Origin of the sequence: Pseudocolwellia sp. AS88 (genome assembly GCF_030551755.1) — a bacterium.
GTDB lineage: Bacteria > Pseudomonadota > Gammaproteobacteria > Enterobacterales > Alteromonadaceae > Pseudocolwellia.
Map to the genome: position 1 here is coordinate 179,810 of NZ_JAUPEC010000001.1, position 16,541 is coordinate 196,350.

A 16,541-nucleotide genomic window follows, 5' to 3' on the forward strand; every position below is an offset into this window, starting at 1 on the left:
TAGAATGACGCATAATAAAGTAGCCGCATTTTATCTCTTACGTTTCGCTCAGAACTTCCATTTATTAGGATAGTCTTTATTTAAAATTCTATCCTCTTTATTATCCCACTATATTGTTAGGTTTAGCAATTAAATACCTCACTTAATTCGCTTAATTATCAAATGAATTGTGATAAACTTGGCTTATTGAAAGAAAATAATAGTAAATAAATCGATTGAAAGACAATAATACGAATGAAAATGATAAACCTAAAGTTAGGTTCATCACGATTGACAGCGAAGATGCTGGTCAACGAGTTGATAATTTTTTAGTTAAAACACTGAAAGGTGTTCCTAAAAGTCATATCTATAGATTATTACGTAAAGGCGAAATTCGCGCGAATAAAAAACGTATTAAGCCTGAATATAAATTAGTTGATGAAGATATTTTACGTATAGCTCCCATCAGATTAGCTGAAAAGACTGATACAGTTTCTACACAGTTAAACATTGTTGCTAATTTAGAAAAACAAATATTGTTTGAAGATGAGCGTTTAATCGTTATTAATAAACCTTCAGGCATGGCTGTTCATGGTGGTAGTGGTTTAAGCTTTGGGTTAATTGAAGCCATGAGAGCACTTAGACCTGATGCAAGAATGTTAGAACTTGTGCATCGTCTTGATAGAGATACTTCAGGTTGCTTAGTTATTGCTAAAAAACGTTCAGCTTTAAGAAATCTTCATGAGCAGTTGCGTAATAAAACAGTTCAAAAGTTTTATCATGCTTTAGTGAAAGGCCAATGGTCTGCAAAAGTAACAAAAGTAACTGAAGGTTTAAGAAAGAACGATTTAAAATCTGGTGAACGAGTTGTTATTGTAGATAACATTAATGGTAAAGAATCAGAAACACGTTTTAAGATATTACAGCAATATCAAAATGCCACTTTAGTTAGAGCTTTTCCTGTAACAGGTAGAACACATCAAATACGTGTACATTGCCAAGTAAAAGGTCATGCAATTGCGTGTGATGCTAAATATGGTAATGAAGCCTTTGATGAAGAAATGAAATCTATTGGCTTAAAACGCTTATTTTTACATGCTGCAAGTATAGAGTTTACACATCCGTTAAGTAACGAACGTATAAAAATAGAAGCACCATTAGACGGTGAACTACAAAAAGCTTTAAACAAGCTGGTTAAAGCTAGAGGTAATTAACCAGAACTCGGGATAATTTTTTTGTAAATTAAAACTTTATCCTTTAGTTAGCTTATTACAAAATTAGACTTGTTGTTGAATATACAAAGCCATTTATCAGTTAAAGATAAATGGCATTTCTGCTTTTATTCATTGTTTTAATAGAGAAGGGGATAACTATCCATTAGTTGGCTGTTCTTTTAAAACATCAAAATCATGCTGCTTAAGTAAGCTGATTAGTTTGATTAAAGGCAAACCGATAAGTGAGTTCGGATCTTCACCTTCTAAATTTTTAAATAAACAAATACCTAAACCTTCACTTTTAAAACTTCCTGCACAGTTGTATGGCTCTTCTGCTTTTATATAGCTGATAATTTCATTTTGCGTTAATACATTAAAATGAACAGTAAAAGGTTCAACTAATGACGTGACTTTATTTGTACTAGAATCTAAAACACACAGGCCAGTATAAAAGGTAACTGCTTTACCACTAAACTTAGTTAGTTGTTTTACAGCATTCTCAAAGTTATGAGGTTTACCTAGAATTTCTCCTTCACATAAAGCAACCTGATCAGACCCTATAATAAGTGCATTAGAGAAACTTGTGATTGCTTGTGCTTTTTCTATCGCTAATCTTTCAACAAGCTTTATAGGTGTTTCACCTTCATGCGCTGTTTCATCTATATTAGGTTTTGCACACTCGAAAGGAATATTCAATTTCTCTAATAATGCCTTTCGAAAAGGAGATGTTGAGCCTAATACTATTGTTCTAGAAGCCATTAGCTTTTCTCTAAATAATTAAGTTATTGTTAATATAGAGGCAATATTTACTTTTTAAAGCAATTATTGTAATTTTCTTTTGACACATCAGCCTCAGGGCATTATTATGCGCGCCTTATGAAGAATCTTAAACTCCCGATAACGATAGACCCATTTAAAAGTTCCCAGCGCAGGTTGGAGTGTGAAGGTGTGTTTAAATTATCAGGAATGAACAGATTGCTTGCTGTTTGCGAACCTAGCAGTGAGCAAGTTCAAGCTAAGTTTAATTTTGATTTGGATGAACGCGGACTGAATGTACTTTCAGGTGTCGGTTCAGCATTAGTTAAACTTACTTGTCAGCGATGCACTGAAGCGTTTGAACACGAGTTAAAAGCAGATTTTGTTTTTAGTCCCGTTAAAAACCAAGATGCTATTGCTGAATTGCCGTCATATTATGACGCAATAGAATTAGATGAGAATGGTGAAGTTAATTTACTTGAATTATTAGAAGAGGAGTTCTTACTCTCTATTCCATTAATTCCCAGACATGAACCGAAAGACTGTTTAGCTCCGGCTGATAGTGTTTGGGGTGAATTGCCTGAAGAGTTAGAAAAACCAAATCCATTTGATGTATTAAAAAAACTTAAATAGTTGAATTTATTCAACTCAACAACCGAATTTTAGGAGTAGGTAATGGCAGTTCAAAAGAGCAAGAAGTCTCGTTCAAGACGTGGCATGCGCCGTTCACATGATGCTTTAACCACTGAAAACTTATCAGTAGATCCAGTTTCAGGTGAAACGCATCGTCGTCATCACGTAACAGCAGATGGCTTTTACAAAGGCGTAAAAGTAATTAACAAATAGTTTTAAACTATATTGTTATCAAAAATCACTATTTATATTTAGCTGATATTTTGGAATGTTCTAGTGTTTCTAACTTTTCCATATAAAAAGTAATGAGTACTCTAATGTTTAAACTAAACAAAATAACTAATTTATGAATAGTGATTTTAATCTAACTATATCGTTAGATATTATGGGGGGCGATAAAGGCCCCTTAATAACTATTCCTGCTGCAATTATGGCTATTGAAAAAATGCCTAATTTGCATCTTATACTTTGCGGTGATGAATCCTTCATTACACAAGAACTCACTAAACTTCATCAAAAAGATAATCCTCAACTTTCTATTTGTCATTCAACTGAAACTGTTGCAATGGACGAACTACCTGCAAGCGCTTTAAAAAACAAAAAAGACTCATCAATGCGTAAAGCGATTGATCTTGTTAAAAGCAATAAGTCTCAAGCTTGTGTTAGTGCCGGAAATACAGGAGCCTTGTTTGCAACAGCTCATTATGTATTGAAAATGCTCCCAGGTGTTGAACGTCCAGCGCTAATCTCTGCTTTACCTACTCATGACGAGAATAAACACGTTTTTATGTTAGATCTTGGGGCAAATGTTTTTTGCGATTCAAACGTGCTTTATCAATTCGCTATTATGGGCTCTGTTTTAGCTGAAGAAGTTGATGGGATAGAAAGTCCTAAAGTTGCATTACTTAATATGGGTACCGAAAATATTAAAGGTAGTGATCATATTAAATATACTGCAGCTCAACTAACCAATAATCCTCATATCAATTATATTGGTTTTGTTGAAGGTAATGATATTTTGTCCAATAAAGCTGACGTTATCGTGTGCGACGGTTTTGTTGGTAATGTTGCACTTAAAACATGTGAAGGTGTGGCGTTAATGGTTTATAGCAAATTTAAAACTGTATTATCTAAGCGTTTATTAACACGTCTGCTAGGAAAGTTTTTTGCATCAACGATTAAAAAGTTATTTAAGTCACTGAACCCTGACCAGTATAACGGTGCAAGTCTGATAGGATTACGCGGTATTGTGGTTAAAAGCCATGGTAATGCAAGTTCATTGGCTTTTTTGGCTGCTATTATGGAAGCGGCTAGAGAAGTGGAACGACAAGTTCCAGACAAAATTAAGAAAAAACTTGAGCAAAGTTTAGCTGATTAATTTTAGATAAAACAACAACATTCAAATAGAACATAAATAGGTATTAATAATGCAAAATAATTTGGCGTTTGTTTTCCCAGGACAAGGATCTCAAGCTGTATCTATGCTTGCAGATTTTTCAGAAGAAAGCGTTGTACAAGAAACCTTTAAAGAAGCATCTGATGCATTAGGTTATGATGTATGGCAACTTGTTTCTGAAGGACCAGCTGAAAAATTAAATCAAACAAATTTTACTCAGCCAGCTTTATTAACAGCTAGTGTTGCTTTATGGCGATTACTTGCTGCAAAGACAGAAATAAAACCGTCTACATTAGCGGGTCACAGCTTAGGTGAATACTCTGCTTTAGTGTGTGCTGATATTATTAGTCTTAGCGATGCTGTTAAACTTGTACAGAAACGTGGCGAATTAATGCAAACATCTGTTCCTGAAGGCGTTGGTGCTATGGCTGCTGTTATTGGCTTAGCTGATGACTCTATTATTGCTGCATGTGAACAGGCGCAAGAAAATGAAGTGGTTTCTGCTGTTAACTTTAATTCACCAGGGCAAGTTGTTATTGCTGGTAATAAAGCTGCAGTAGAGCGTGCAGGTGTTTTATGTAAAGAAGCGGGTGCTAAACGCGTTTTACCTTTACCTGTTAGTGTTCCGTCTCATTGTGCATTAATGGAAAGTGCAGCCGAAGAATTGGCTAAAGAGCTCGATAAAATTACATTTAATACACCAACTATTCCAGTCATTAATAATGTTGATGTAGCTATTGAAACTTCAGAAGCAAGTATTAAAAATGCATTGGTAAGACAGTTGTATTCTCCAGTACGTTGGACAGAAACTATTGAATTATTAGCAAAAAATGGTTGTACACAAGTTTTAGAAATAGGCCCAGGTAAAGTATTACAAGGCTTATTAAAAAGGATTGATAAATCAATTTCATGTGAATCGGTTAATGATAATGCTTCATTAACTAAAGCATTAGAATTAATTAAGTAAGGTTTAAATATGTTTTCATTAGAAGGTAAAGTTGTTTTAGTTACAGGTGCTAGCCGTGGTATTGGCAAAGCGATTGCAACTCAATTAAAAAACTTAGGTGCAACCGTTGTTGGTACTGCAACTTCAGAAAGTGGTGCTGATAAAATCAGTGAGTACTTAGGCGAAGGTAATGGCATGGTATTGAACGTAACAGATAACGATTCTATTGCTGCTTTATTTGATGCAATTAAAGAAAAATATGTTGCGGTAGATGTACTTGTTAATAATGCAGGTATAACTAAAGATAACATCTTTATGCGAATGAAAGATGAAGAATGGCAAGATATTATCGATACTAACCTTTCATCAGTATTTAAGCTTAGTAAGGCTGCAATTCGTCCTATGATGAAGAAACGTAATGGTAGAATCATTAACATTGGTTCTGTTGTTGGTAGTATGGGGAATGCAGGGCAAGTTAACTATTCAACAGCTAAAGCTGGTTTATTAGGTTTTACTAAATCTTTAGCAAGAGAAGTTGCCTCTCGAGGCATAACTGTTAATACAGTTGCTCCTGGTTTTATCGATACAGACATGACACAAACCTTAACAGATGAACAAAAAGAAGGCATTTTTTCACAAGTTCCTGCAAACCGTTTAGGAAAACCTGACGAAATAGCAAGTGCTGTTGCCTTTTTAGCATCAGATAATGCAGCATATATTACTGGTGAAACATTGCACGTTAATGGTGGTATGTACATGTTATAGTTGATTTTATAAATTATAAAATCTAATATGTTCATACAATAGCAACAGGTTTGACCAGTAATAAAAATAAAATTAGTTACTTGCAAGCTAAGCTTTTGACGAATACACTACATACAATTTGAAAAATAGCATTTTCTAGTAAAGGAAAAAAAATGAGTACTATCGAAGAACGCGTAAAAAAAATCACTATAGAGCAGTTAGGTGTAAGTGAAGCAGAAGTTAAAACTGAATCTTCATTTGTTGATGATTTAGGTGCTGACTCACTTGACACTGTAGAATTAGTTATGGCGTTAGAAGAAGAATTTGATACTGAAATTCCTGACGAAGAAGCAGAAAAAATCACTACAGTTCAAGCAGCTATTGATTACGTTAACGCTAATCAGTAATTGTTAATATATTTAGGGCGGTTTATACACCGCCTTAAATATTTTTAAATCAGTGTTCGTAATCTCATAGATTCATCATTTACGAATAACCCCCTTTCAAAATTCTTTTCTATCGGAGGCAACTCATCCTATGCGGCGTGTTGTAGTTACCGGTCTTGGTATGTTAAGCCCTTTGGGTAACAATCCAGAAACAACTTGGCAAAATTTACTACTTGGTAAAAGTGGTATTAGCGATATTCAACATTTCGACACAACTGAATATACGACTAAGTTTGCAGGATTGATCAAAGATTTTAGTGCTGAAGACTATATGGCTCGTAAAGAAGCCAAAAAAATGGATCTCTTTATTCAATATGGCGTAGCTGCAGGTGTGCAAGCAATTAAAGATTCAGGTTTAGAAATAACTGATGAAAATGCTACACGTGTAGGTGTTGCTGTTGGTGCTGGTATTGGTGGTTTAGGGCTTATTGAAGAGAATTTCGAGAAAATGCTTAAAACAAGCCCTCGAAAACTATCTCCTTTCTTTGTGCCTTCTACAATCATTAATATGATTGCAGGTCATTTATCTATTATGCATGGTCTGAAAGGTCCTAATATTTCAATTGTTACTGCTTGTACAAGTGGTGTGCATAATATTGGTCATGCAGCTCGAATGATAGCTTACGGCGATGCTGATGCTATGCTTGCTGGCGGTGCAGAAAAAGCTTCAACCCAAATGGGGATGGGCGGATTCGGTGCAGCAAGAGCGTTATCTACACGTAATGATGATCCTCAAGCAGCTTCAAGACCTTGGGATAAAGATCGAGACGGTTTTGTATTAGGCGATGGTGCTGGTGTTATTATGCTTGAAGAGTATGAACAAGCTAAAGCACGTGGCGCCAACATATATGCTGAATTAGTAGGTTTTGGTATGAGTGGTGATGCTTATCATATGACATCTCCTCCTGCTGATGGTGCTGGTGGTGCTTTAGCAATGGGTAATGCAATTAATGATGCGAAAGTTGATGTATCAAAAATTGGTTATATCAATGCTCATGGTACTTCTACTCCTGCAGGTGATATTGCTGAAACCAATGCGGTTAAGTCGGTTTTTGGACAACATGCTGATAAAGTAATGATGGGGTCAACTAAATCGATGACAGGGCACTTATTAGGTGCTGCTGGAGCGGTTGAAGCAATATTCAGTATTCAAGCTTTAGTTAATAATGCTGTTCCACCGACAATTAATTTAAACAACCCTGATGAAGGGTGTGATTTAGATTATATTGCGAATACTGCTAGAGATGTATCTTTAGAATATACTTTATGTAATTCGTTTGGTTTTGGCGGAACAAACGGTTCATTGATTTTCAAAAAAATGTAAATTGATGTAGCGTAGTATTAAGTGTGATTAACGCTTAAGTCAAAAACAATAAAACCTGAATATTTGTTTACAATTATTCAGGTTTTTTATTTTACGCCATTTAATTTTAGCGCTCCAATTCAACTAAACCTATTTTTAGTGTTATACCAAACGGATTAATTTATTGAGCAACTTAGAGCTACATTAGCAAGCTTAGAACAAGCAAAATTGATTAAACATAGTTATTCTATATTTTTTTAATTTTGTGATGTTATCAGTTTGCTAATGAGCTCCCCAAGGGCGAGAATTTAAAGGCTTATATGCCGCGTTATTGATTTTGACAAGGTTCCTACATGGATGTAGGACATTAGGGTAACGCAGGAGCAGTTACCGAGAATAACCATTCTCTTCAATCAATGCCTCGCCTACATGGAGGTAGGTGCTTAGGTTCAGTCTGGAACTATGAACCTGTGCCTCTAAGCCTTTAAATTCTCGCTAAGTGAGCAATAAATTAATCCGTTTGGTATTATTAATTTCTAATAAATAATAAACTACACCCTTTATCTATATTCGACCAAGCTAAGTGTTTAAATAACTATGTATTTTCAATCTGTTAATGGACAACAAATTAATCATATATCTATCAATGATAGAGGTTTAGCGTATGGCGATGGTATCTTTACAACAGCTAAAGTTACCAATGGAGAGATAGAGCTATTACATCTTCATATAAAACGTTTACAAACAGGCTGTCGTTTATTTAAGATTTTAGATGTAGATTTTACAGCCTTAGAAAAAGATCTGATTGAATGTAGTAGAAGCTATAAGTTAGCTGTAGTAAAAGTTGTTATAACTTCAGGCGAAGGCGGCAGAGGTTATTCTCGAGTAGGGGTTAGTCATCCAAATATCATTATTAAGATATCTGAATTTCCAACTAAATACCTTGAGTGGCAAAACTCAGGTATTTCCTTAGCAAATTCATCTATTAAGTTAGGCATCAATCCAATGTTTGCTGGAGTCAAACATTTAAACAGATTAGAGCAAGTGCTGATCAGGGACGAATTAGATCAAACGAGTTTTAATGATTTACTTGTATTCAATATTTTTGATGAAGTTATAGAAACAACCTGCGCTAATGTTTTTTGGTTTGAAAATGGTGAGCTTTTTACACCTGAAATCAAAGACAGCGGTGTAGCAGGTGTACAACGAGCTGAAGTTTTAAGAAAACATCCTAGTACTAAAATCATTAAAGCAAAAGCTTCTGACATTCTAAGAGCACAATCCATTTTTATTACCAACTCAATAATGGAAATAGTACCCGTAATAAGTTACGCGGATAGTGAACTTGATATACAACAAGTTCATCAATTTAAAGCACACATAGCGAACATTAATTAATGTTAAAAAAGTTACTTTTATCAGCCATCTTAATTGCCATATTATCTTTAGTGGCTTTATATGGTTATATGAACCAGCAAGTACATAAGAAAATTCCATTAACCAAAGCCGAACTTATTACAATAAAAAAAGGTTCAACGGTTAGCTCATTTTCTAGAGAGCTTGTAAATAAAGGTTGGATAGAGACTAACTTTTGGCTTAAAGCTTATATTAAGTTAACACCTGAATTAAGCGCCTTAAAACAAGGCTCATTCCTTATTCCTACAGATATCAATTATGTTGAGTTAATAACATTACTGGTTAAGGGTAAAGAGCATCAATTTGCTATTACCTTTATTGAAGGGAGTACATTAAAAGATTGGTTAATTGCATTAGCAAACGATAAAAATTTGGCACATAAAATACCTGATCTTTCAGTAAATAATGTTGCTGAGCATTTAGGACTCAATTATAAAAAACCTGAAGGCTTATTTTTCCCTGATACATATTTCTTCACTGCAGGTACGTCGACGCTAGAAATACTTCGCCGAGCAAATAATAGGATGAATAAAGAACTCGACTTTTTATGGAACGGAAGAGATCCTGACCTACCTTATGAAAGTTCATATGAAGCGTTAATCATGGCTTCAATTATTGAAAAAGAAAGTGCTTTAGAAAGTGAACATCCCATTATTAGCTCAGTATTTGTTAATAGATTAAATAAGAAAATGCGTTTACAAACAGACCCTACGGTCATTTATGGATTAGGCGAAAGGTATAAAGGTGACATTAAGCGCAAACATTTGCGTGAGAAAACAGCTTATAACACTTATCGTATTGATGGTTTACCTCCTACACCTATTGCCATGCCAGGAAAACTTGCCCTAACAGCTGCAATGCATCCTGATACAACTGATTATTTATACTTTGTAAGTGATGGGTTTGGAAAGCATGTATTTTCAAAAACACTAAAAGAACATAACAAAGCGGTTGCGGAGTATTTGTCTGCGACTAAAAGTAAATAGCTAGAGATTCAGCGTCGCCTTAGTTATGATATACCTGATTTTAAAGTAAATTTTAATAATAGATAAATAATGTACTGCGAGATAATTTAATGAAAAAAGGTTTTATGCTTGTTTGCGATGGAAGTAATGGCGCAGGCAAAACAACAGTAATAAAAACAATTGAGCAGTACCTAAAAAACAAAGGTTTAGACGTTATTGTTACGAGAGAGCCTGGTGGTACACCTATAGGCGAGAAAATTAGAGAGATTATTCTCGATCCTACAACTCCTGAAATGTGTAATTTAACCGAGCTCATGTTATTTGGGGCCGGTAGAGCACAGCATATTAATGAAAAGATATTGCCAGCATTAGCGGCAGGAAAAGTGGTTATTTCAGATCGTTTTGATGCTGCAACATTCAGCTTTCAACATTATGCTCGAGGCATTGATTTAGACACCATATGCAAAATTAATGATATGGCCTTAAACGGTTTTTCTCCTGACATGAATATTATTTTGGATCTTGACCCTAAAGTAGGCCTTGAGCGTGTAATGCAACGCGGTGAAGGTTTAGACCGAATGGAAGATGAAAAAATGGAGTTTTTAGAGCGAGCAAGAAATGGTTATTTAACTCAAGCAAAACAGAATCCAAGTAAATTTACAGTAATAGATGCATCACAAACCCAAGCAGAAGTAGCTGATGAAGTAATATCAGCTATAGATAGACTTATTGAAAACCACTCTACGTGTTAATTTTGATAGTGAATATTTATTACTAAACTTGATACATTTCACGTTTTAGTCAGCGTTTATATTTAATAACCGAGCCTGATGCACAACTCAAGCATCAATTTATAGCAAAACTTAGAGTATCAATAGGTTACTTACATGAAAAGCTGGTTAGCTAAAGAACAAGCCTTATTTTCTCAACATATCATTGCTGGTAATCTTCCACATGCGATTTTAATTAGTGGTGTTAAAGGCAGTGGTAAAGAGGAGTTAGCCAATTGGTTGATTCAAGTTATTCAATGTACTCAAACTATTTCAGATAGCTCGCAAAAAGATATTCTTCAACCTTGTCATCAATGTAAACATTGTAAATTATTACTTAAAGATAATTATCCCGATCATTCTACTGTTATCGCTGAAAAAAATTCATTAGGTGTTGATAGTGTCAGAAAGGTTAGCGCCTTTTTTGAAAGAACGGCGCAGATAGGGACTATTAAGACAGTCTTAATTCCACAAGCAGATAAAATGACAGTCGCTGCAGCTAATGCTTTATTAAAAACATTAGAAGAGCCAAGTGATAATAGTATTATCGTTTTACTTTCTGGTGAGCGAGATACACTTTTACCGACTATAATTAGCCGATGTCGTTTATTTGAAATACGACCTCCTTCAGGTGATATTTTAGCGCAGCATATTAACGTGAGTGCTAATAACACAAATGCGTTTACTAATTTAAGCCATTTACCTGAATTGAGTAGTGCAGACGTCGCAGCAGAATACGAAACATTTGAACGAACTTTTTTTAATTACATCACTAAAGGTGAAGGTCGCACTCAAATTGTTAAAATGTCACTCGCTTCCCCTTACGGCCTACGTTGGTTAGAAAAAGCGACGACCCATGCGATGCGAGGTGCTAATGGATGGAGTAAGGAAGATGATTCAACAGAAAGTTTCTCTACTTTATTAAATAAAGATACTTTATGGCATATTTACAATAAAATAACGGCTACAATAAATAAAAGTAAAACATTAAGTCAGGTGAATATTCAATTTATACTTGAAAAACTTATTGTTGATATCGATAATATTTTAATTCACGAGCAATCGCAGGAGTAAGCATTGAAAAATATATATGTAGAATTTATTTCAGAACGAGACTTATACCAAGCTTACATGCCTTTTTTGAAAAATGGTGGATTGTTCTATAAAACAAATTCTCGCTTTGAATTAGGAACTGAAGTTTTACTTGAGGTTTCGTTACCTGACGCGTTAGAAAGTGCAGAAGTAAAAGGTGAAGTTTGTTGGTTAACACCTATTGGTTCTCAAAGTGGTACACCTGCAGGTGTTGGTGTTAGCTTTGTTGATGATCCTGAATTAGTAAAAAATCAAATAGAGAAATATATTGCACGATTCTTAAATTCTTCAGATCCTACCTTAACGATGTAAATTAAAGGCTTATGCCAATAGTTTAACGCTTTTCTTTTTATTTAATAATATACATATTTTGTTGGAGTTACCTTTGTTTATAGATTCACATTGTCATTTAGACCGTTTAAAACTTGAAGAATTTGACAATAATTTAGATAACGTAATAAATGCTGCGAAAGAAGTACAAGTAGATCATATGCTTTGTGTCAGTGTTACGTTGAAAGACTTTCCTGCAATGGCAGCTTCCACTGAAAAATATAAAAACGTTTCCTTATCATGCGGAATGCATCCTTTAAATCAGGAAGATGAAGTCGATGAAGATGAATTACTTCAACTATCGCAGCATGAGCGTGTTATCGCAGTAGGGGAAACGGGTCTTGATTATTTTTATGCACCAGAAACTAAAGAGGTTCAATTAGACTCTTTTATTAAACATGTTCGAGTTGCAAACAAAATCAATAAGCCACTGATTATTCATACGCGTGCTGCCCAAGAAGATACTTTAAAAGTATTGCGTGACGAGAATGCTCAAAATGTTGGAGGTATTTTACATTGCTTTACCGAAGGTTGGGAAATGGCAGAGCAGGCAATAGAATTAGGTTTCTATATTTCTTTTTCTGGCATTGTTACCTTTAAAAACGCAGCAGAATTAAGAGAAGTCGCTAAGAAAATACCTGACGATAGAATCTTGATAGAAACTGATTCACCTTATTTAGCCCCGGTTCCTCATCGAGGTAAACAAAATCAACCCGCTTATGTTGTTGAGGTTGCCAAGCATCTTGCTAGTATTCGTGGGCAATCGGTTGAGCACATAGCGGCAATATCTACACAAAACTTTAATAGGTTATTTAACCTGAATAAATAAAATTATTTAGGGATATTACAGCTGCTAATACTTATGTTTGACTGGCTTTAGGTTATATAATAGTTTTACATATTATTCTTTTGAATAGGTTAATCAAAAGCTGCTGAGAAACTAAATTAAGTATAAAAAATCTCTGCTTATTGTTTCTGTGGAATATAAAAATCTATAGACAAAAAAATAGCCCATAATTATTGCTAATTAAGGGCTTAGGGGGCGGTTCATATGAACCAGTGCTAATAAACTTACCTAGAGAAATAACCAAGCAGCGAGCAAGTGTTTTTCTATTGTTAAAGTTAACTAAACTTTATATTAATTAAGTGTAGTGTAATATTTTAGCAATACTAATTTATTTTTCTTTATTTTTGTTTTTTTTATAATCAATTGATAAATATGGATTAATAGTTTGTTATTTTATCTTTCTTTATAAAGGTGACTGTGTTTTTTACGGGTTACACACTTTATACCAACCGTTTTCCGTACAAGGTAAGTGAGCTGTTATTGTTACCTTAATTATGCCATCATCTTTTTATTCTACTTAATGAAAATGTATTTGTGCTAAATCGCCTTTGGATCAGCTTCTTTTTTATTGCTTTTATTTCTTCATTATATCAATGGGGAGTGATGGGTGATGCGCTCGTTTTTGAAAGAATCATACAATCCCTTTTTGAAATGTCTTCAGTCACTGTTGATATAGCGGTAGGTTTAATCGGTGTTTTAGCTTTTTGGTTAGGCATGATGAAAATAGCCGAGAATGCTGGCCTAATAAATAAATTGGCGTTAGCAATTTCCCCTTTATTTTCAAAACTAATGCCTGACGTACCAAAAGGTCATCCGGCTATTGGTTCAATGACGATGAATTTATCGGCTAATTTTTTAGGAATAGATAATGCTGCAACACCTTTAGGACTAAAGGCAATGCAAGATCTGCAAACACTCAATTCAACAAAAGATACAGCCACTAATGCGCAAATCTTATTTCTTGTTTTAAACACTTCCTCCGTTACCTTATTTCCTGTTGCTGTTTTTGTTTACCGAGCACAACAAGGTGCTGTAAACCCTACGGATGTTTTTATACCAATAATGCTCGCAACTTTTGCCTCAACATTCGCAGGCTTATTAGCTGTGGCGAGTGTGCAAAAAATTAAATTACATCATCCCATCGTTTTACTGTATTTATCTGCGGCTATCGCACTTATTGGTGGGATAACGGTATATTTTGCGACTTTAACTTCTCAAGCTTTAGCACAGCAATCGTCACTATTTGGTAATATATTGATCTTTTCTACCCTGATTATTTTTATAGCGGCAGCAGTACGTAAAAAAATTGATGTGTACGACAGTTTTATTGAAGGTGCTAAGCAAGGTTTCGAAACGAGTATTAAGCTTATTCCGTATTTATTGGCTATGCTATGCGCAATTGGCGTGTTCCGAGCTAGTGGTGCTTTAGATGTAGTTGTCGACATATTTAGACAATCAGCTGTATTTTTTGGTATGGATACTCGTTTTATCGATGCATTGCCTACCGCTATGATGAAACCATTAAGTGGTTCTGGCTCAAGAGCTATGATGATTGAAACTATGAATGCCCACGGCGCAGATTCATTCGCGGGTAGGTTAGCATCAATTTTTCAGGGCTCTACTGAAACCACTTTCTATGTACTCGCTGTTTACTTTGGCTCTGTAGGTATTAAATACAGTAGGCATGCTGTTAGCTGTGGTTTAATTGCAGATGCTGCAGGAATTTTAGCGGCTATCGGCGTTTGCTACTGGTTCTTTGGCTAATATTATTAACTATTCTGCTTAAAATATTTCCCTCTACTATTATCATTTTCTGATAAAAACGTTCATATCTAAAGTCTATATTTTAATTAAACCTACTTTTTAGCGATTCAATCCATCGATCTCTCTGTGTATGAGTAATTTATTTTTTGCATAAACTCCTTGGTTTATAACAAAATAGTTTACCAACAACCATATTGTCGACAATTTTTTGTTGTTTTGTTGAATTATTATCATTTTTGCTTATAATCTATCCATGTTTTTAAATGTGTCGACAATATATGCCTCTAGAGCTTAATACTTTAAACAACCCAACTCACTTAGCTGCTGTAACTACTGCAGATAAGGTTTATGAACAACTTCTCCATCAAATTGTAAATGGAGTTATAGCACCGGGTAGTAAAATTAGTGAGCCAGAATTATCGAAAAAATTCGAAATTAGTCGCTCAACCTTACGCGAAGCTTTAAATAGATTAGAAAAATGTCACTTAATAGAGCGTAAAGCTAATGTAGGCTCTCGTGTTGTAGATTGTTCAATAGAAGGTTTATTAGAGCTATACATTACACGTGAGGCTTTAGAAGGTATGGCGTGTAGACAAGCTGCAATGAACATGACCGATGAAGAAATTCTCAGCATGAAACAAATGCTTAAAGATCACAGTAACCAACAAGATTTAAAAGATGGTATTTCATATTACCAAGAAGAAGGTGATGTAGATTTTCATTATAAAGTTATTCTAGGTAGCCATAATCAACAACTTATCAATATTATTTGCGGGCAGCTTTATCACCTTGTGCGCATGTATCGAATTCAATTTGGTATGAAAAGCTCTCGAGCTAAACGTGCCTTTGAAGAACATTCTCAAATTATTCAAGCAATTGCAGACCGAGATGGAGAATTAGCGGAGTTATTAATGCGTCGGCATATTGCAGCATCTCGTAAAAATATTGAAAGAAAAATAACAGAACAAACTTAATTTATTCATTTAGATGGAGAGCAACGTGGCTTCTATAAAATCACCAGGCAAAAAATTTAGACAAGCATTAGAAAACAATAAACCACTGCAAGTTGTAGGAACTATTAACGCTTATTGCGCCATGATGGCTGAAAAATTGGGGCATCAAGCCATTTACCTTTCAGGTGGTGGAGTTGCTAATGCATCTTATGGATTACCTGACTTAGGCATGACATCGTTAAATGATGTGATTGCTGATGTGCAACGTATAACTTCAGCATCAAGCTTACCTTTACTTGTTGATGTAGATACAGGTTGGGGCGGGGCATTTAATATTGCTAAAACTATACGTGATATGGAAAAAGCAGGTGCTGCTGCGGTTCATCTTGAAGATCAAGTCGCTCAAAAACGTTGTGGTCATCGCCCAAACAAAGAAATTGTTTCTATTGAAGAAATGGTTGACCGTATTAAAGCTGCTGTTGATGCGCGCACAGATAAAGACTTTTTTATTATGGCTCGCACAGATTCTTTTGCCCAAGAAGGATTAGAAGCAGCTATTGCTAGAGCCAAAGCTTATGTTGCTGCTGGTGCTGATGGTATTTTTGCTGAAGCTATCAAAACTGAAGAACATTACCGTGCTTTTTCTGAGGCATTAGATGTTCCTATTCTTGCTAATATTACCGAGTTTGGTCAAACAGAGCTTTGGAATAAAGAACAGTTAGGTGAGTGGGGTTGCGCCATGGTGCTTTATCCATTATCGGCATTTAGAGCAATGAATAAAGCCGCAGAGTCGGTTTACAAAACGTTGCTATCAGATGGTGATCAAAAAGCTGAAATAGATAATATGCAAACGCGTATGGATTTATACGATTATCTTGGTTATCACGACTATGAACAAAAGCTAGATAGTTTATTTGCTGAAGGCAAAAATAAATAGAAAACAATAATAACAAAAATAATAAGAATATAAATTACAATTTTAAATAT

General features: G+C 34.8%; 18 protein-coding genes. 17 read left to right on the top strand and 1 reads right to left on the bottom strand.

Translation table 11 applies throughout. The features are described from left to right. Positions 1-215 precede the first annotated feature (215 nt). Positions 216-1,193 (top strand): 23S rRNA pseudouridine(955/2504/2580) synthase RluC, encoded by a 978-nt coding sequence (gene rluC / locus Q5N69_RS00790; RefSeq protein WP_304366704.1) that lies wholly within the window; start codon positions 216-218, stop codon positions 1,191-1,193. A gap of 156 nt (positions 1,194-1,349) precedes the next feature. Here rluC and Q5N69_RS00795 read toward each other — a convergent pair whose 3' ends face one another. After that, a complete protein-coding gene (locus Q5N69_RS00795) occupies positions 1,350-1,952 on the bottom strand; it encodes a nucleoside triphosphate pyrophosphatase (protein WP_304366708.1) in 603 nt (200 codons plus the stop codon). A gap of 117 nt (positions 1,953-2,069) precedes the next feature. Here Q5N69_RS00795 and yceD point away from each other — a divergent pair, with 117 nt between their 5' ends. The 16 genes from yceD to prpB all read left to right on the top strand — a co-directional run bounded on the left by yceD (position 2,070) and on the right by prpB (position 16,491). Beyond that, positions 2,070-2,582, top strand: coding sequence for a 23S rRNA accumulation protein YceD (yceD, locus tag Q5N69_RS00800; protein WP_304366710.1), 513 nt, complete (start codon positions 2,070-2,072; stop codon positions 2,580-2,582). Positions 2,583-2,624: 42 nt separating this feature from the next. Then, on the top strand, positions 2,625-2,795 hold the full coding sequence (rpmF, locus tag Q5N69_RS00805; RefSeq protein ID WP_076417850.1) for a 50S ribosomal protein L32: 171 nt from the start codon (positions 2,625-2,627) through the stop codon (positions 2,793-2,795). A 133-nt stretch (positions 2,796-2,928) separates the two neighbouring features. Then, entirely contained in the window at positions 2,929-3,960 is a 1,032-nt protein-coding gene (gene plsX, locus Q5N69_RS00810) for a phosphate acyltransferase PlsX (protein WP_304366713.1), read from the top strand. A 49-nt stretch (positions 3,961-4,009) separates the two neighbouring features. Beyond that, on the top strand, positions 4,010-4,945 hold the full coding sequence (gene fabD / locus Q5N69_RS00815; protein WP_304366715.1) for an ACP S-malonyltransferase: 936 nt from the start codon (positions 4,010-4,012) through the stop codon (positions 4,943-4,945). A gap of 9 nt (positions 4,946-4,954) precedes the next feature. Further along, positions 4,955-5,689 (top strand): 3-oxoacyl-ACP reductase FabG, encoded by a 735-nt coding sequence (gene fabG / locus Q5N69_RS00820; RefSeq protein ID WP_304366717.1) that lies wholly within the window; start codon positions 4,955-4,957, stop codon positions 5,687-5,689. 152 nt (positions 5,690-5,841) lie between these two features. Continuing rightward, a complete protein-coding gene (gene acpP, locus Q5N69_RS00825) occupies positions 5,842-6,075 on the top strand; it encodes an acyl carrier protein (RefSeq protein WP_076417854.1) in 234 nt (77 codons plus the stop codon). 130 nt (positions 6,076-6,205) lie between these two features. After that, positions 6,206-7,438, top strand: coding sequence for a beta-ketoacyl-ACP synthase II (fabF, locus tag Q5N69_RS00830; protein ID WP_304366719.1), 1,233 nt, complete (start codon positions 6,206-6,208; stop codon positions 7,436-7,438). Between the two features lie 576 nt (positions 7,439-8,014). After that, a complete protein-coding gene (gene pabC / locus Q5N69_RS00835) occupies positions 8,015-8,815 on the top strand; it encodes an aminodeoxychorismate lyase (RefSeq protein WP_304366721.1) in 801 nt (266 codons plus the stop codon). After that, the gene (gene mltG / locus Q5N69_RS00840; RefSeq protein WP_304366723.1) at positions 8,815-9,819 is read left to right on the top strand and encodes an endolytic transglycosylase MltG; all 1,005 of its coding nucleotides are present in this window, start codon (positions 8,815-8,817) and stop codon (positions 9,817-9,819) included. The genes pabC and mltG overlap by 1 nt, the downstream gene beginning before the upstream one ends. A gap of 74 nt (positions 9,820-9,893) precedes the next feature. After that, a complete protein-coding gene (tmk, locus tag Q5N69_RS00845; RefSeq protein WP_369686658.1) occupies positions 9,894-10,550 on the top strand; it encodes a dTMP kinase in 657 nt (218 codons plus the stop codon). Positions 10,551-10,685: 135 nt separating this feature from the next. Beyond that, positions 10,686-11,642: a hypothetical protein gene (locus Q5N69_RS00850; RefSeq protein ID WP_304366726.1), complete on the top strand. Its 957-nt coding sequence runs from the start codon at positions 10,686-10,688 to the stop codon at positions 11,640-11,642. A gap of 3 nt (positions 11,643-11,645) precedes the next feature. Further along, positions 11,646-11,972: a PilZ domain-containing protein gene (locus tag Q5N69_RS00855; protein ID WP_304366728.1), complete on the top strand. Its 327-nt coding sequence runs from the start codon at positions 11,646-11,648 to the stop codon at positions 11,970-11,972. Positions 11,973-12,045: 73 nt separating this feature from the next. Next, positions 12,046-12,819, top strand: a complete 774-nt coding sequence (locus Q5N69_RS00860; RefSeq protein ID WP_304366730.1) for a TatD family hydrolase — start codon at positions 12,046-12,048, stop codon at positions 12,817-12,819. Positions 12,820-13,371: 552 nt separating this feature from the next. After that, positions 13,372-14,601 (top strand): nucleoside recognition domain-containing protein, encoded by a 1,230-nt coding sequence (locus Q5N69_RS00865; protein WP_304366731.1) that lies wholly within the window; start codon positions 13,372-13,374, stop codon positions 14,599-14,601. A gap of 278 nt (positions 14,602-14,879) precedes the next feature. Then, entirely contained in the window at positions 14,880-15,575 is a 696-nt protein-coding gene (locus Q5N69_RS00870; protein ID WP_304366971.1) for a GntR family transcriptional regulator, read from the top strand. A gap of 13 nt (positions 15,576-15,588) precedes the next feature. Continuing rightward, positions 15,589-16,491: a methylisocitrate lyase gene (gene prpB, locus Q5N69_RS00875; protein ID WP_304366733.1), complete on the top strand. Its 903-nt coding sequence runs from the start codon at positions 15,589-15,591 to the stop codon at positions 16,489-16,491. Positions 16,492-16,541 lie beyond the last annotated feature (50 nt).